Source organism: Chryseobacterium flavum, from assembly GCF_003385595.1.
GTDB classification, from domain to species: Bacteria; Bacteroidota; Bacteroidia; order Flavobacteriales; family Weeksellaceae; genus Chryseobacterium; species Chryseobacterium flavum.
In genome coordinates, this window is sequence record NZ_QNUE01000001.1 from 131,624 (window position 1) to 149,937 (window position 18,314).

Genomic DNA, 18,314 nt, shown 5'->3' on the forward strand with positions numbered 1-18,314 from the left:
TATTTTTGAAAGCTATTGTAGGCTTGCAATGGTTTCAATTGTTCCGAATCAATTTTATTTTACTGTTAACGGAATACTTTTCAACCCTGCATCATCAGAAGTTCCGCCATAAAAAATGGTATACTCACCGGGTTTTGAAACCAGGTCATCTGCTTTTTCATCATAGAAGGCAAATGAGTCTTTAGAGAGGGTTAGCTGCATATTTTTTGTTTCTTTAGATTTGATTAAAACTCTTTCAAAAGCTCTTAATGTTTTTACTGGTGCCTGGGCATCATTATTTCTTTTGATATAGACCTGAACGACTTCTTCACCATCCCTTTCTGAAACATTGGTTACCGGAATTGTGATCGTTACATTTTCGTTTGTATTGATCATATTTTTGCTCAGCTTTGAATCTCCGTAAACAAATTTTGAATAGCTCAAACCATGCCCGAACGGATAAAGAGGCTTTTCCGTCATATAACGGTACGTTCTTCCCTGCATATCATAATTTTCAAATCCTTCGTGTTTACTTGTCTTTGAAAGAGCATTGTCCAGCTGTTCAAGGTTTTTGTAAAAGGTAATGGGTAATTTTCCGGAAGGGTTATAATCACCTGCCAAAACATCTGCTACGGCTGTTCCTCCTGATTGTCCGCCATACCAGGCATTCAACAGGGCATCATAATTTTTCTCATCCTGTTCCAGTCCCAGCGCACTTCCGGTACAAAGAACAAAAACAACAGGCTTTCCGGTTTTTCTAAGCTCCGCTAACAGTTCCCGCTGGACTTTAGGAAGGGCAATCGAAGTTTTGTCTCCTCCTTTGAAGCCTTCTGCATTCACCATCATCTCTTCGCCTTCCAGACTTGGAGAAAGTCCGCCTGCAAAGACAATGACGTCCGCACTTTTCACCTTTTCTCTGACCGAAGCAAAATTAACAGGGTCTTCTCTGTAGACTTCAAAGGTGATGCTTACATATTTTCCTTTTTGTGTATGACGCAGCTCTATCTGATATTCTTTTCCTTTTTCCATTTTTACAGGAAACTCTGAAGGATGTCTTGCATCCGGTCCTTTTCTTGTTGCGATTTCTTTTCCGTCCACGAAAAGGGTATAGACATCGGAAGTGGAAGCAGAAAACACGACCTCTCCTGTATAGGTACTTTTGAAAATCCCTGAAATGATCGCTGAGGTATTTTCTCTTCCTACATTGGGTGCCAACTGGGTTCCTCCAAAACTGTTGTAGCTGATGGCGGTTGAATTTACGGAAGTATTGGCCGGCTGCCCTTTGAATTCATTGTTATTAAAGAACTCTACTTTCATTCCTTTCGCGCCGTTTTTATGACTGATGAAATTCTGATAGAGTGACGTCCTGGACGAAGGATCTGTGACTTCACTTCCCTTTTCATATATAATTTCAGCATTCGGGAATTTGGTTTTGATTCCATCTAAAATCGTTACAATGGAAGAAGGAGTTCCGTTATAGTTTCCTAACTGCATCAATCCGTCATCAGCATTCGGACCTACAACGGCAATTTTTTTAATACTTCTGCTGAGAGGTAAAATATTCTTTTCATTTTTCATAAGCACAATTGATTTTTGTGCCATTTTCAGTGCCTGCTTTTTATGTTCTTCAGAATCGACTACAGAATACGGAATTGCATTCCAGTGAACGGAAGATTTCGGATCAAGCATTCCCAGCTCAAACCAGCCTTTCAGGATTCTGCGCATCGACGCATCAATATCCTTTTCGGTAATCAGTCCGCTGGCCAGAGATTTGTTCAGATTGTTATAGGTATCTCCGCATTCCAGATCCGTGGAGTGTTTCAGGGCATCTGCTGCGGTTGTTTTTTCATCAGGATGAGTGCCATGGTATTTTTTCTGAAAGAAATCGGCCAGTGCCCAGCAGTCTGAGACCACCATTCCGTCATACTTCCATTTTCCACGGAGAATTTCAGTAAGTAAAGTATTGTTTGCACAACATGGCTGCCCGTCAAAAGCATTGTAGGCACACATTACTTCTCTTACATTTCCTTCCTGAACCAATGCTTTGAAAGCAGGAAGATACGTTTCATACAGATCTCTTTTTGAAATTTCTGCATTGTAGGAATGGCGGTTCCATTCCGGTCCGCTGTGTACTGCAAAATGTTTGGCACAAGCGTGGGTTTTAAAATATTTCGGGTCGTTTCCCTGCAGACCTTTTACTGCTGCAACGCCCAGAACAGAGGTCAGATATGGGTCTTCGCCATAAGTTTCCTGGCCTCTTCCCCATCTTGGGTCACGGAAAATATTGATATTGGGTGTCCAGAAGGTCAGTCCTTCGTACCGTCCTGTTTTCAGAGCTTCATCAAAAGATCTGTTGTATTTTGCCCGTGCTTCATCAGAAATCATTTCAAAAGTTTTAAAATGCTCCGGAACATCCCATGTGGCTGCCATCCCGATCGCCTGAGGGAAAACAGTAGCTGTTCCTGCTCTGGCAACTCCATGAAGTGCTTCATTCCACCATCCGTAGGCTGGAATTTCCAGACGGGGAACTGCCTGGGAGTTATCCATCATCATTCCTATCTTTTCTTCTGTTGTCAATAAAAAAAGAAGGTTCTCTATTCTTTCATTAACCGGAAGATCCGGGTTTCTGAACGGGTATTTATAATGGCTCTGAGCAAAAAATAAAGGTGCTGCCAGGGTTGCACATAGGATTAATATGATTCTTTTCATAGGTAGTATGGTTTCGATAAAGTCCTAAGACTTTGTGGATTCTGTAAATAATGATTTCTAACCACAGATTTCACGGATTTTCACAGATGACTGCGCATATTTCTTTATAATAATTAGAGGTCAGTAAAGTCCTAAAAACTTTTGTGGATTCTGCAAATAATGATTTAACCACTGATTTCACATATCTTCATGGATAATTATGTTTTCATTCTTATTTTTTACACATTGCCTTATCATTGGGCAGCAATGCAATAAAAAACAAATATAACGTTCTATTTTAAATAAATGTAAATAATACACTTAAATTAAGAATAAATCCTACTTACTTTGGTTTTCATCTACTAAATTGTGGAAATAAAGCCACCATAAGCAGTGCTCATGATGGCTTCGGATTCAGTTTACTCTTTGATGAATTTTTGTTTTACGACTGTATTATTTTTTTGAGTAACCTCAATAAAGTAAATACCGGCCGGGAAATCTCCCACATTAATTTGGTTTTTCCCTGAATTTATTTTCAATCCGGATCTGATGACACTTCCCCTACCGTCAAAAATGGTGGCAGCTGCTTCTGACAGATCAGAATCAATGAAAAGTTCTGCTTTTACCGGGTTGGGATATATTTTTATCCCTTCTTTTTTAGCTTCAGCAGAAATGTTTCTGGCACTTAACGATCCGAAATTTAAAGGAAGAACATTAGCTGAATAGGCATTTTCTTCTGTAAGATATGCTTTGAAAGATCCTATTGCAGGTTCACTTCCGGCAGTTACTTTATAGAAGCCTGTTACTCCGTTCTCAGTTTTCAGCACATAGGCATTCGCCGGAACTTTGATACTCTGATATACTCCGTTCATCTGGTTGACTGTGATAGCTTTCGGGGTAGAAACATTTCCTGAACCGTTGAAAGTAATATTCCCTGTCGCATTGATGATTACCGGAGTATTCGCAGGAATGATCCCGTTTGAAATTGCAGTACAGTTGATATTACCTACATCCGGAGACATCATAAAAGCAGTAACTCCTGAAGGTATATTAGCCTGGAATGGTAAGATCAGCACGTCATAACCATTAAATGTACGGCTGTAAGAAGCTGTATTGGCTGTGAAGTTAAACGGCACCTGAAAATCCTTACCCTGACCGGAAAGGACAAGATTTGAACATGCTGTACCTGCAATCACATTATTGGCAGATGAGCTTACGTTTGAATTTACATAATAAATGCTGTTAGTGTTGGCGCTCATAGGCTGCCAGTTATTGGAGGATGTAACTCCTGATGCATTTCTGAAGTCTACTGAGGTATAGTAACCATTTTCCAGTGCATCCATCAGATAGCTGTCGCTTGCAGAATAGGTTCCTCCGAATTTAGAAGCAATTTCATTACCTACATTGAAATAAACATCACCCAGATTAAGGGTCAGAACAGAGCTGTAATTGGAATTTCTCAGTCCTAAAATTCCTTTGCATCCGTCTGTAAGAACCTGTCTTGAAATATCTAATGTGATATCGAAGTTTCCTCCCTGCGGAAAATTAATCTTGCCATAATTATATGATTTTGTTACGCCCTGATTGTTGATGTAGTATAAAGTCGTATTGTCCGAATAGCTTTGTCCCGCTGTTGTATAGCTGTTTACATGCAGGATCAGTTTATTGTACCTGTCATTAAGCTGAAGATACCCGTTAGCAGCAGTCATGTTATTACTGATAAGAGGGCTTGGATTGGAGAACGTCACCGTTGTATTGCTGATATTGAATCCTGTCCCAAAAGCTGTATTGGTGGGAGTTTGTGTTTCAATTTTATTATAATGAATATCTCCGCCTGTCATCAGAGAAGCAGGTCTGTCACCGCTTTTATTGAAAACAAAAGTCATGACACTGGAAGGGCTGATATCAGCGGTAGGCCGGAACGTTGCTGTACTCAAAGAAATAGGTGTGCTCACCATATTGGATTGCGTGTTGGTCAATACTTTTGTTCCTGAAGTCGTGTAAAAAGGCAGGTCAACCTTTAAACTATAGGAGTTCTGAGAAGGATTAATGACCATAAGAACAACCTGGTTTCCATCCTGGGAAATATAGGAAGAGCCTTGTAACACTCCGGTTTTGTCATCCCATTTTGCATCTATTCTCGTCTTTCCTATTGTGTATTTGGCATAATGAGAAAGGATGTAACCTCTTTTGGTCATTACACCTGCAGGAGTTCCGTAAGTTCCGTCCCCCATTAATCCGTAATACCGTTTGGCAGAATAATGGATCCAGGCATTGATATTACCCAATAATGCATTGTTGACACTGCTGGCAAAGGTAAATGCATCTGTATTCCAACTGAAGTCACGGGCCGGCTGGGTAGATGAAGAGTTCCAGTTAATCAGATATTCTGTCTGCCAGATTTCTTTGTTGTAATTCTGAAATTGTTTGTAGGTAGACTGCATAAGTCCATATTGATGACCTCCATACACTTCAAAATTAGCCATTGCCGCAGGATCCAGCAAAGCACTGGCAAAATTATCCGTAAATCCCACACTTTCCGGGGCAATCACTTTACAGTTGATGAGCTGCCCATAGTTCTTGATGAAAGTGGTAATTTGTGCAGGAGTCCAGATACATCCCTGATACTGAGCCATTTCATCCGGTTCATTCTGAATGGAGATATAATCAAGCTCTACTCCGTTGTTCTGGAGATAGGTAACAAAACTGTTAAGATAAAGGGCATAATCCTGGTAATTTTCCGGTTTTAAATATCCGATCTGCTGTACTCCGTTAGCATCAGTATACACTGCATTGACATGGTTATTGGTTTTCCAGGCTGCGGGCATTGTCCAAGGCGAAGCAAAAATGGTAAGTCCCATAGATTTGGCGAGCTGTGCTGTAGCTAATACAGAACTCCAGTTGCTGCTGTTCTCGGGAATATACAATCTCATAATATTATATCCACCTTCACTTGAAGCTCCCCAAAGCGTCTGAATCTCTGATATAGACATATGATTATAAGCAAACTGAGGACTGCAGACAAATCCACCGAACCCTTTTATTTTCTGATAAGATGTGTTCTTATCAATTTTTACAGTAGTAAGCTGCCCATACACCAGACAGCTGAAAAACAAACATATAGAATGAATGCTGAAAAGATTTAAAAGTTTTTTCATAATGGTTTAGTTTTAGATAGTCGTGATTTTGATCGTAAACAATTAAAGTAAGGGCAATAGATTCCCCATCAAGACGGTTGATTTTCAAAAAACCGTCAGGAAAATACCCTGAATTATATCAGGCAGCGATCTGTTAAATAAAGTTGCTTACAAAATCATTCGCTGTTCTTTCTCTTCATTCTCTGTGAGGGAACTGTATTTCAGATTGGAATGTGAATTAAGATTAGTGTTTCATAATTAAAGTGTTGTTTGTGATGAGTATTGGGTCACTCAGTGAAGCATTTCGCTTTCAGGAGCGCCCAGGTAAGAGGGTTGTAATCCTCCGGTGTTGATCAGGAGTTTTTCAAGGACAATGCCGGGTTCCAGCACTCTGAAACGTAATGTATGTTTTCCAGCCTGCTGAACCGAATGTTTTGTAACGGATTTAATAATATGTTCTGACTGCCATCTTCCCAATTCTCCTTTGTAATGTCCATTGAAGTTGACAATTTGCGGAGTTTCGTTGTCAAAAGAAATTTCATAGCGGAGTCCTTTATTATGATTAAAATTTAAAGTCGGAGCTAATAATAACTGGACTTCAAACTCCCCTTTTGATTCAAAATTGATATCATATTCCAGCCAGATATTTTCATCAGCTTTTGGATAGGCATTCTGCGGAAATGTTGTCACTCCCGACCTTGTTTTTCCAAAGTCAGGAATTACTTCCCAATGGATTCTGTCTGAACCGTTCATTCTTGCAAAATTTTCTGCTTCAATGGAAACATAGCCGTTTTTCTCCTGAAATATTTTTTCTTTGGGAACCTCAGCTTCGGAAATATAGGTAACTTCAGGCATTATATTTTCTTTTCCGTCTGCCCAGCTTTTATATCCTATCCTCATTTGATCCATCATATGCTTCCATTTTCCTCCGGCGATCACATTATTGTATTGATTATCCAGATAAGCGTTTCTTTCAAAACATGTCTTCGCTTTATCCGCATAGAAATTGGCTTCCGGATCTTTTTTCGCTGCCAGTTCCCTGTTTTTTGCTACCGCATAGTACATTTCGTATAAATTACTGCACGCATCTATTGGATACAAAACCAATTGATAATAGGCATCCTGGTATTCTGCCGGAATCTGTTCTTTTAACCGTAAAGCTTCTACTGCCAATGCTCTGTAATCATTTAAAACCGTTTCAAATTCATGGTAATTCTGAAGACTATATGTTTTACTGTCAAGGGTTTCAGGGGTTACTCTTCTGTTGTATTTGGAATACAGATTAATCATCCTCGCAATTTCTTTGGCGTGTTTTTCACCAAACTGCTGCGCAGCCCATTTTTCAGTATATTCCAAAAGGTTTTTAGCATTAAACTGCTTTGGATTCCAGGCCATTTCCAGGAAAAAACTGATTGGAAACTCCATGGGTTTTAAATCTCCTACATTCACGACCCAAAGCTTATCTACTTTATGTTCATAAGAAAGATTCATCTGTTCCCAGACTCTCTGGATGGGGCTTATGTTGATCCATTTGGAATTTCTCGGGCCGCCTACATAATCGAAGTGGTAATAGATTCCATAGCCTCCTTTATGCAAAGGTTTTGAAAGATCAGGGAGCTTTCTTACATTTCCCCAGTTATCATCACAGAACAGCAGGATCACATCATCCGGAACCCTCATTCCTTTATCATAATAGTCCTGAACTTCTTTATACAATGCCCAGACCTGAGGTGTTTTCTCAGCCTTTTTCCCGGTAACATCAGCGATGATTTTGCGCTGGTCTTTTACAATTTTTTCCAGCAGGGAAATATTGGTTCCCTCTCCCATCGCTTCGTCACCATCACCCCGCATTCCTACTGTAACAAGCTTTTCCCAATTTTTGCTTCTTTCGAGTCCGGATTTCCAGAATTTCTGTAAAACCTCCGCATTTTTAGCATAATCCCAGACATTCGGGAGGTTATTTTTTTTGATATACCTGTGCCAGTCGGTTTGTGCCAAAGCCATAGGTTCATGGTGTGAAGTTCCCATGACAATACCCATTTCATTCGCTAATGGCCCGCTCAGAGCATCATCATCATAAAACGCTTTCCCCCACATTGCCGGCCAGATATAATTTCCTTTAAGGCGCAGGATCAGCTCAAAAACTTTCTCATAAAACATACTGTTTACTCCGCCAAATGTAGCTCTTGCCCAGCCTCCGAGTGAAGGTTCTTCATCATTAAGGAAAATACCACGATACTCTACAGCAGGCTCGCCATCGGTATAAATTCCTTTTTTAAAGTATACATTATCTTTTTTCTCAACCGGAACGTCAGCCCAATAATACCAAGGCGAAATACCTATCTGCTGAGACATTTCATAGATCCCATAAATGGTTCCTCTTTTATCGCTTCCTGCAATCACAATGGCTTCAGAAACGCCCGGAAAAGGATTGCTGACATTCTGAATGATATATTTTTCCCTTTTCCCTGCCAATGCTTTTCCATCCAGTTTTTTTTGCCTGATTAAACCATCAATGGTTTTGCTTTTACCTGCTTCACCAATAATGATGATCATTCCGTTCACACCAGAGTTTTGGGAAACCAGATGAGGCTGAACACCGGTTACTTTTTGAAAATCGGATTGAAGATTCGCAACGGCACGTAAAATTCCTTTGTCTGAATCGCTATCTGAAAACAGCATCAAACTTGAATTGTGCTCTTTCAATACTATTGAATTTTCTGTCTTAGCAAAAGAAATAAAAGGTTCGGCTGCTTTTACAAAAAATATAAACAACAATGTAAGAAACAGCGAAATGTTTTTTGTAAAATTCATACTATATCTTTTTGATTTTAATTTTTAAATAAGTTCAGATCAACAAATTCTCCCATTCTCCTGTAGCCGGCCTCATTGGGGTGAAGAAAATCATGGTCGTGCATATCGTTTAAGATGACTTCCGGATTTTCACTCTGCATATGTTGGGCAAAATCGATGACGGCATCAAACTTTCCGCTGTTCCTGATCCAGTCGTTTACTTTTTTCCAGGCCTCGATACGGAAAGGTTTGTCGTAGAACGACTTTGCAAAAGGAAGAATCGTTGCTCCGTACACTTTGATTCCGTTAGCATGTGCCTTATCGATCATCACCTGATAAGCGGCAATCAGTTCTTCTGTTCTTTTGGAAGCGTCATCAGGATCTCTTGTTCCTCCCAGATCATTCACTCCTTCCAGAATAATAAGCCATTTTACGCCCTGCTGACTGAGGATATTATAATCAAAACGGTCGAGTGCTGTTGGGCCTAAGCCACCGCGCACTACACAATTCCCACCAATCCCAAAATTAAGGACACTTACATTCCTGGTAGAAGGATTCGCCAGTAACCGCTGAGAAAAAATATCCGGCCAGCGATTCTGTCTGTTGGTTCCCGATCCTCTTCCGTCGGTAATGGAATTTCCCATAATAGCCACCGCATACGATGGTTCACCGGTCTTTACATCGATGTTAAAAAGCGAATACCAATGATCTGTTTTTACAGGATCTTTAAATACCGTTGAACTCGCCTGCTCACCTTTAACAATAAAAGAGGTTGTTCTTGACCCCGGATGTCCGGTGACAGATTGGGTTACTTTTCCATAGGAAATGGTAATGGCCAGCAACGAATTAGGCTTCAGATTAAAGTTCACTTCATCAGAATAAATATCAGATCCGGGAGCAATTTTAAAACTGTTTTTCTTCTCAAACGTTAATGATCTGATGCTGGTTGCATCCACATTACTGCTATCGGACGGCACGGCAATAGAAACGGCTTTTACCTCCAGGCTATCCATGGAATATTTGTTGGAGAAACGTAACCGCAGTTTTTTCCCACCTACAAATACACGCACAATCTGACGCAGGGTGTTCCCCGAAAGCCCTGGTTCCGGAAGGTTTTTAGGTTCCACCAATTGGGGAGCCGTTGCCCAGGTAGTGAGCCACCGATCTTTGGAAAACTGCTTTTCCAAACTCTGTGAGGAAGAGCAGGAAACCAAAAATCCCGAAATGATAAAGATATATAAGTTTTTGAAGCGCATTTTTCCTGTTTTTATTATATTAATCTCTAATTTCTTATTACAAATCCTCCGTTCGGCTGAATTTCAATTGTAAAGTCGCCTTTTACATTTACTTTTATTTCTTTCTCTGATGAGCTTCCTTTTGCATCATCATTGATAAGCTTTACGGTTCTCCCGGCAAACATCGGAAGTTTTATTTTCAGTTTCCGGGATTGTTTTTCAGCATTTACACCAGCCACATACCATTGATCTGCATGTCTTCTCGCCACCACAGCATATTTTCCGGGATAACCGTCGATGAAAACTATTTCATCCCAAAGGGTCGGGATTTCTTTCATAAAATCCAGCTGAAACTCCGGAGCATCGGTCAGGTTATTCGGCATGATACCAAACATCTGAACGGGATTCTGAAACAGCACTGCCGTAGCCAGCTGAAAGCCGTCTGTGGTATGTCTTTTATTTTTATCCCTGTTGGATTTTGTTAAATATTTGTTGAGGAAAGTCCCGCCAAACTCCATACTTCCCACCGTATTCCTGATAAAAGGATGAAGCGTGGCAAAAAAAGCTTCCTGTTTCCGTACATCTTCTGAGAAATAGAGCATTTCTGAGGCTAGAACAGCTTCACTTCCTGTATAATTCGGGTACATTACTTCCCAGCCTCTCGGCAAAGTGGCTCCGTGAAAAATAATGGTTAATCCATAATCATTGGCATCTGATAAAATATCTTCATAAAGACGCATGGTTTCCTGTTTGTCTCCTCCGAAGAAATCCACTTTCAGTCCTTTTACGCCTGTCTCTTTCAGCCATTTCATTTCTTTTTTCCGTTCAATGGATGAGCTCATTTTGTTTCTCGGTCCCATCGGTGCGTCATTGGCTGCCCCATTGGAATTGTACCAAAGTAATACTCCCACGTTTTTCGATTTTGCATATTGAATAAGGTTTTTCATTCGTTCTTTTCCAATATTTTTATCCCAAAGCGCATCCATAAGAATAAACTGATATTTCAACGCAGCAGCAAGGTCTATGAATTTCACCTGATCATCATAGTTCATACTTTTGTCCTGCCAAAGAATCCAGCTCCAGGTAGATTTTCCGAACTGATACTCCTGTGAAGGCTCATACATCGGATCTACCACATCAAAAGGAATGGTAGTTTCTACGATGGGTTTCAGGGAGCTGCCTACTGTAATTGTTCTCCACGGTGTTTTTCCGGGAAGAGAAACGGCTGCTCCGGTACTTCCGAAACCGTTGTTTTCAGCAATATTCGGATAGGCTACTTTGTAAAGGCTTTTTTCTGCTGTGGTTTCAAGGTGTGAAGCACAATATGTACTGTTCACTCCAGTCTCAGAAAGTAATACCCAGCCTTCATTTCCGATATGGAAAAGACCAGGGAAAACGTATCCGTAATCGGATGGTATTCCCAGCTCAGCATCAGCTTTATAGCCACTTTCATAGCTTGGTGCGGTACGGGCAAATCCCGTCATCGGCTTCATCATAGGTGAAAGAAAAGTAGTGGTTTGTGACGGGAATCTGTATCCTGTAGTTTCTGACTGTACCACAACACTCAGCCGTTCTTTCATTGGTGGAATATTATAGCGGAAAGCAATATTATTATTGCTCACCTGAAATTCGATGCTGATCTGATGCTGGTCTGTATTGGTGAAATTAACGGTTAAAGTATTCGCATTATAATGAACCTCAGATTTTTTGATTTTTTCGTTCGTATATTTCTTAGAAACGAAATCTTTTTTGCTGTCCACAAATTTCAGATTCTTTGAAAAATCGGACTCATTGGTTACCAGGCCCAGCGGGGATTTTTCAAGCATTGCTTTTCCCTGAAGGATAACATTATACGATGCTTTTCCCTCTTCTGAAAAAACCTGAAGCTTCGTATGCCCATCAGGGCTTGAAATTTCTGCTACCTGCGCAAAGCTTTTGTTGATAAGAAACAGGCTGAATACGATATATAAAACTTTTTTTCTCATAATTAATTATTTTCAAGAAAGGTCCAGTAATCGAAATACATAATATCTGTTGAGGCTTTTCCATTGAATACAAAGTACAGATCATGAATACCGGTAATCTTTTCAGCCATCTGAACTTTTACGGTTTCCCAGCGGTCATCTCCTCCCGTCATCGGAACCTTTACTGTTGTGGCAACCGGTCCGTTCACAGCATCCAGATGAACGGTCATTGTTACGTCACTGTTATGGGTAGTCCCTACTCTTGCAGAAAAAGAACTAGCTCCTTTTTTCCGGAAATCAACGTTCTTTACACTGGTATACGCTCCATTTTTCTTTGCTTTGATGAAAACACCAGCCTCTTTATTCTGATACGATTTTACATTTTCTGACCAGGCAATCATTTCTGCCTGATTGAATGAATAAGGATTAACTGCTGCGATAGCTTTTGTAATTCCATTAGTCATTTTAAATGGTGAAATGGAACCGTCCTTATTGAATGTAAGCTCTTCCAGACTTACCGATCTTGTAAAACCGCTTCCGCCCGGCAATGCACCATTGTGATAAAAGAAATAGGTTTTCCCCCGGAAATCAACAACACCAGGATGATTGGTGAATGACTTTCCTTCAGTAGGCATTACAATTCCTCCATATTTCCATGGTCCCTGTGCTGTTTTTCCTGTAGAATAGCCTATGAATTCAGGAAGCGGGCCACCCGGCCAGAAAAGATAATACAGGTTTTTCCTTTTGTACAGCCACGGGCCTTCCTCGTATTTTGTGGGTCTTTCCGGATTGGGTTTTCCATCCCTTTTGCCAAATGATTCTTCGGTCATCGGAACTTCTGTAATATTCCCGGAATAGGAGATCATATCTTCGTTTAGCTTTACGTATTTAAGCTTGGGATTTCCCCAATACATATGAGCCTGTCCGTCATCATCTACAAAAACGGTGGGATCAATATCTCCCCATTCGCTCTGAACAAGAGGTTTTCCTAGCGGATCATGAAAAGGCCCCAACGGACTGTCGCCAACGGCAACCCCTATAGCGCCTTTGTTATTGGTTTTGGACCACATTGGAACGTATAAAAAAAACTTTCCGTTTCTTTCTACACATTGTGCGGCCCAGGCATCGCGTTTTGCCCAATCGAAATTTTTATACGAGAGAATTGTTCCGTGATCTGTCCAGTTGACCATATCATTGGTGGAATACACTTTCCAGTCGTTCATGGTAAACCAGGTGGAATCATCCTCATCGTGTGTGGTGTACACGTACAGTCTGTCATTGTACACCATTGGTGCCGGGTCTGCAGTATAATTGGTCTGAATAATAGGGTTCTGAGAAAGTAATATTCCCGAATATCCTGTTAAACAGAGATTAAGTATTGCCTTTATTGTTTTTTTCATATTTAACTTTTATTTGAGCAGTAAGGCCGCTATCACCTGTAGGAGCTAAATGGTTGAATTATTAAGGTTTTCGAAATTTGGTTTCTCATATTTTTATAGCCATTTTAACCACCCCGTCAAAAAATCTTCGATTTTTTGCCACCCCTCCAAAAGAGGAGGATTTTAATCTTATTTTTTCTGAAAGCTCCAGTAATCGAAATTAAATAACTTTCTTCCTGCCGTAATATTTTTCCCCTGGAACACAAAATAGACATCGTGAACACCGGAAACAGATTCTGAAATTTTTGAGGTCAGGGTTTTGAACTCTTCCCAGCCACCGGTTCTCGGAATTTCAATCTCGGCTATTTTTGGCCCTTTAACATCATCCAGATGAACTTCCAGAATTCCGCCATCAATTCCTGCGGCAACGGAAGCTGAAAATCCTGAAGTTCCCTTTTCAAAATCTACCGAACGGACCCTGATATACCCTCCTGCTCTGGCATCGGAGACATACACTCCGGTTTTTCTGTTTTCGGAAGTGCTGCATTTTTCCGACCATGCCATAGTTTCGGCTTCGGTTCTCTGATATGGATTTAAGGTTCCAGCCGGAGCTACACCTTCTTTGGTCATGGTGATCTTCGGAATAGTCCCGTCAGCATTATATCTGAATTCTTCTACAGCAGTTGAGCGTCCGTAGCTTCCTCCGGCCGGCAATAGTCCGGTATGGTAAAACAGGTAGGACTTTCCTTTGAAATCGATAATTCCGCCATGGTTGGTAAAGCTGTTAGTAGGCTGGTCGGTCATTATTTTCCCCTGATATTTCCACGGCCCGGTTGGAGATGGACTGGTTGAATAGGATAAACATTCTGTTCTTCCGGTCATTCCGGCGTACATCATATAGTATTGATTGTTGCGCTTGTAAAGCCATGGTCCTTCTACGTACACGTCATCAAATTTTTCCTGCTTTTGCAGAACTTCATCAGCTTTTCCGGGACGTCTCAGCCCACCGAAAGCTTCTACCGATTGCGGAACTTCTGTGATTTGTCCCTGATAAGAAGTCATGTCTTTATTAAGTTTCACATAAAATAATTTACTGTTTCCCCAGTACAGATAAGCCTGTCCGTCATCATCTGTAAAAACCGTCGGGTCAATATTATCCCAGGTTCCGGTTGAAATCAGAGGTTTCCCCAAAGCATCTCTGAAAGGCCCGGTAGGACTGTCAGACACCGCAACCCCAATAGCCATATTATTGTCAACAGTCTGTACACAGATATACCAGTAGAATTTACCGTTTCTTTCAATACACTGTGCTGCCCAGGCTCTGTCCCGCGCCCAGCTGAAAGACTCTAAAGAAATAGGCGAACCATGGTCTGTATAATTGACCATATCTTCCGTGGAATACACCCGCCATTTGGTCATCGTATAAAAATCAAATCCCGGCTGATCATCCCCTGTATAAACATACATTTTCCCTTTATAGACCATGGGAGCAGGATCTGGTGTAAAATGGGTCTGAATAACCGGATTCTGCGCAGAAATACCAATCCCTGCCAACAGAAAAGAAAGTGTGATATATTTAAAGTTTCGTTGATTCATATCTTAATCTTATTTATTTGAGTGAAATGAATTTATAATAGGCAACACCATGTGCCGGAATGTCCAATGAAAGACCTTTTTTGTCCGTATTGATTTCTGCAATATCCTTCTGTCTCCAAAGGTCACGAACCGTCTGAACACCTGAAATCCCTAATTTTTTGAAATCTTTATAGGGTAGCGTCACTTTTTCTCTTCCGAAATTGGCAAAAGCCACAGCTTTGCTTCCGTCCTCCAAATCTTTGACATAAATTCTGAGCTCACCAATGGTCTGCAAACAAACACCCTGTTTTCCCAAAGCATCCTGATTGACGGCAATAACCTCATCATTCGTCAGAAGGTTTAAAGTGAAATCATCCAGTTTCTCAAGGTCACAGCCAATCAGCAACGGGGCTGAAAAAATACTCCACAGACTCATATGAAGATACTGTTCATCAGGCTTCAGCCGGCTCTGATGTGGATTTCCCCAGCCGACAACGCCAACAACCAGCATATCCGGATCGTTCCGGTTTCCGGGTTTCGCAAAAGGAGCTGCCTTGTCCTGAGCAAGGGCAATATTCTTTACGCTTGACCAGGTATCTGTAATATCGTTGGTGGTACGCCAGGATTGTGCACTGACCTCATCACCCCACTTCCATACATCACCCATTCCGTATTGGCAGAGGTTATACACGATGTCTCTCGGCTGCTGCTTCAAAAGACTTCCCATCAGTTTGAATGGTTTCACGCCTTTATCCGGATCCCCACCACCTTCAAAAGCAAGAGAAGGAACTTTATTGGGATCATTATCCGGCAGCCCGTCAATCACTCCGCCATAACTGCACCAGTCGTATTTCAGGTAATCAACGCCCCATTTGGTATAGCTTTCAGCATCCTGTTTTTCGTAACCGTAGCTTCCGGCACATCCGCCACAGGTCCATGGACCGGGGGAAGAATAAATTCCCATTTTCAGGCCATTGTTATGCATGTAGTCTGCAAGGCCTTTCATATCAGGAAATTTGGAATTGGTCAGGATATAACCGTTTTCATTACGCATTTTTCCCTGGAATGAAGGGTCTTTTCCATCTCTGTTATACTGCCAGGAATCATCGATATTGATATAATTCCATCCGTGATTGATTAGTCCCGACTTTATAAGAGCATCTGCTGCACGTTTCACTTTATCGGCAGAAACTTCATGTCCGAAGCAGTTCCAGCTATTCCAGCCCATTGTAGGCGTGAGAGCGATTCTGTCTCCGCTTTCTATTTTTAATTTTTTTGAAACTGAACCTTTCGCATTTTTAGCATTCAAAGTCACTTCATAACTTCCTTTAGAATCTATTTTTCCAGTGATGATTCCGGTCTGTGAATCTATTGTTAAACCTTTCGGAAGATTTTTTGCCGTAAAAGTCATTGGTCTGTCACCCGTTGCTGCAACCCTGAACAAAAAAGGTGAGCCAGGACGAACTCCGTAAACGCCTGCTGAATTAATTTTTGGAGTTGCCGCAGGTTTTGGCGTCAAAATATAAGGTACTGATGAAATCGGATTAAATGTTATCAGTTTTGCACCGTTTGCTGTTTCAAACTTAGCATCTGCCCAATCGGCGTGATCATAATAAGGTCCGTTTCCGCCGTCTGTTACGACTAATTCTAATTGTTTTACACCTTCCAGCAAAACGGAAACAGGCTTTGCTTTATCGCCTAATTTCATGACCCCGCTTGACCAAAGTTTTTTGTTGTCGCCGTAAATTTCAAATTCGGCAGCGGGATTCTGCCCTTTGATTTCATCATCCATTCCCACCATTGCGGTAAAGCTTTTTGCTTTGCCATTTAATCTAATCAACAAAGAACTTTCAGCATGGGTTCCAAAGCCTCTTTTGAAAACTTCGCCTGCAATGGTTATAGGTTTTCCGTCCACCGAAGTATTGATGCCCGGTTTTCCGTGCCCCTGTGTTACAACGCTCAAATCCAACTGGTCTAACCAAACGGTTGACTGCGCATTTAAACAGTATCCGGCAATTAAAAAACTGAAAATAAAGAGTTTAAATCTGAACATTTTTTAAATTGTAACTGATATATTAATTATAACTCATAACAAATGACTTAAGTTTTGGCTAAAGCCACCTATATTTCTTTCTTTATAAAATGGGCTAAAGCCCATTCCTGTTGATATTCCTGAATTCAGCTTTAATTTTCATTAAATTTCCACCAATCGAAATAGAAAAGGTCTTTTTCTCCCTTAAAAACAAAATATAAATCGTGGATTCCCCTTACATTTTTAAGAGGTGTATTAATAGTCTTATATAATTCACCCTCACCTTTTCCTGTAACGTTAACAACGCCAAGCACAGGCCCATTAAGAGCATCTGAACGTACTTCTATTTTTCCTCCATAGAGAGAAGCAACATTCACATCTAAAGATTTTACGCCTTTGGAAAAATCTACTCCCTGGATTTTAATATAATCACCATTGTTAATTGAGGTAACGATGATACGGTCTGTGATTTTTTTGCCTCTGTTATAGGGTTGATTGCGTTCCCATTCTGTGACCATTTCTGTTTTCAGGCCTTCGCTGTAAGCCATCGTTTCTGCTTCAACTTTTTTATAAGGATCCAGAGTACCCGTTCTTTTTGCGCCATCCGCTGTCCAGAAAGGAAGCTTCTGAATGGTTCCATCTGCATTATAGATAATTTCTGTGACACTGACAGACCGGCGTTCGTAATGCTTGCTCATGGTCTGCATCCTAAGCATATGGTTGAATCCGAAAACATAAGATCTGCCTTTGAAATCTATAATACCGGGATGATTTCCGCTGGATCTCTGGTCGCCATCCATAATCACGCCTCCATAATTCCAGGGTCCTGTAGGTGATTTTGCCATAGCGTAACCAATCCCTTCCGGGCAACATTTTGATGCGTAAGCCATATAATAATGGTTATCTTTTTTCCAAACCCAAGGTCCTTCCTGATACTTGAAAGGATCTGGCTGGTCTTTCACCTTCGCAAACGAAGGGTCTTTGGTGATTGGTCCGGCAAGAGATATCATATCTTCATTCAGTTTAGCATACCAAAGATTCGGATTTCCCCAGTACAGATAAGCCTGCCCGTCGTCGTCAATTAAAACTGTGGGATCGATATCATCCAGAGAATTTTTGATCAACGGCTTGCCAATAGGATCGGTGAAAGGACCATACGGACTGTCCGCCACTAAAACACCAATCCCCATATTGTTCGGCATTGGACAATACATATAGAATTTACCGTTTCTTTCGACAACCTGTGGTGCCCAGGCACCGTTGTCGGTATTTACCCATTTAAAGTCTTTGAGCGAAGCCACTACACCGTGGTCTGTCCAGTTGACCATGTCTGTGGAAGTGTATAGTAACCAGTCTTTCATTTTGAATCCGAAAGCATCGTCCTCATCATGGCTCGTATAAAGATAAACCGTATCCTTATAAACCATCGGTGCAGGGTCTGCAGTATACTTGGTTTGGATAATCGGATTTTGGCCAAAACAAACCTGGAAAAACCCTAATGCTATTATTAAACTTAAATTTTTCATATTCAA

At 40.9% G+C, this 18,314-nt stretch carries 9 protein-coding genes; all 9 read right to left on the reverse strand.

From position 1 onward, the window contains the following. Positions 1-54 precede the first annotated feature (54 nt). On the reverse strand, positions 55-2,688 hold the full coding sequence (locus tag DRF59_RS00595) for a glycoside hydrolase family 3 C-terminal domain-containing protein (RefSeq protein WP_115956361.1): 2,634 nt from the start codon (positions 2,686-2,688) through the stop codon (positions 55-57). A 398-nt stretch (positions 2,689-3,086) separates the two neighbouring features. After that, positions 3,087-5,825 (reverse strand): T9SS type A sorting domain-containing protein, encoded by a 2,739-nt coding sequence (locus DRF59_RS00600; protein WP_115956362.1) that lies wholly within the window; start codon positions 5,823-5,825, stop codon positions 3,087-3,089. A gap of 270 nt (positions 5,826-6,095) precedes the next feature. Continuing rightward, positions 6,096-8,618 (reverse strand): glycosyl hydrolase 115 family protein, encoded by a 2,523-nt coding sequence (locus tag DRF59_RS00605; RefSeq protein WP_115956363.1) that lies wholly within the window; start codon positions 8,616-8,618, stop codon positions 6,096-6,098. A 17-nt stretch (positions 8,619-8,635) separates the two neighbouring features. Beyond that, a complete protein-coding gene (locus DRF59_RS00610) occupies positions 8,636-9,853 on the reverse strand; it encodes an SGNH/GDSL hydrolase family protein (protein ID WP_115956364.1) in 1,218 nt (405 codons plus the stop codon). A gap of 26 nt (positions 9,854-9,879) precedes the next feature. Next, positions 9,880-11,817, reverse strand: coding sequence for a glycoside hydrolase family 97 protein (locus tag DRF59_RS00615; RefSeq protein WP_115956365.1), 1,938 nt, complete (start codon positions 11,815-11,817; stop codon positions 9,880-9,882). Positions 11,818-11,819: 2 nt separating this feature from the next. Next, on the reverse strand, positions 11,820-13,196 hold the full coding sequence (locus tag DRF59_RS00620) for a glycoside hydrolase family 43 protein (RefSeq protein ID WP_115956366.1): 1,377 nt from the start codon (positions 13,194-13,196) through the stop codon (positions 11,820-11,822). A 168-nt stretch (positions 13,197-13,364) separates the two neighbouring features. Next, complete coding sequence (locus DRF59_RS00625; RefSeq protein WP_115956367.1) at positions 13,365-14,771, reverse strand: glycoside hydrolase family 43 protein; 1,407 nt, start codon at positions 14,769-14,771, stop codon at positions 13,365-13,367. A 13-nt stretch (positions 14,772-14,784) separates the two neighbouring features. After that, positions 14,785-16,803 (reverse strand): NPCBM/NEW2 domain-containing protein, encoded by a 2,019-nt coding sequence (locus DRF59_RS00630; RefSeq protein ID WP_115956368.1) that lies wholly within the window; start codon positions 16,801-16,803, stop codon positions 14,785-14,787. Between the two features lie 131 nt (positions 16,804-16,934). After that, on the reverse strand, positions 16,935-18,308 hold the full coding sequence (locus DRF59_RS00635; protein WP_115956369.1) for a glycoside hydrolase family 43 protein: 1,374 nt from the start codon (positions 18,306-18,308) through the stop codon (positions 16,935-16,937). Between the last annotated feature and the right edge of the window lie 6 nt (positions 18,309-18,314).

Coding starts and splice junctions, on each gene's coding strand:
- DRF59_RS00595 (WP_115956361.1), bottom strand. CDS start 2,688: ATGAAAAGAATCATATTAATCCTATGTGCAACCCTGGCAGCACCTTTA.
- DRF59_RS00600 (WP_115956362.1), bottom strand. CDS start 5,825: ATGAAAAAACTTTTAAATCTTTTCAGCATTCATTCTATATGTTTGTTT.
- DRF59_RS00605 (WP_115956363.1), bottom strand. CDS start 8,618: ATGAATTTTACAAAAAACATTTCGCTGTTTCTTACATTGTTGTTTATA.
- DRF59_RS00610 (WP_115956364.1), bottom strand. CDS start 9,853: ATGCGCTTCAAAAACTTATATATCTTTATCATTTCGGGATTTTTGGTT.
- DRF59_RS00615 (WP_115956365.1), bottom strand. CDS start 11,817: ATGAGAAAAAAAGTTTTATATATCGTATTCAGCCTGTTTCTTATCAAC.
- DRF59_RS00620 (WP_115956366.1), bottom strand. CDS start 13,196: ATGAAAAAAACAATAAAGGCAATACTTAATCTCTGTTTAACAGGATAT.
- DRF59_RS00625 (WP_115956367.1), bottom strand. CDS start 14,771: ATGAATCAACGAAACTTTAAATATATCACACTTTCTTTTCTGTTGGCA.
- DRF59_RS00630 (WP_115956368.1), bottom strand. CDS start 16,803: ATGTTCAGATTTAAACTCTTTATTTTCAGTTTTTTAATTGCCGGATAC.
- DRF59_RS00635 (WP_115956369.1), bottom strand. CDS start 18,308: ATGAAAAATTTAAGTTTAATAATAGCATTAGGGTTTTTCCAGGTTTGT.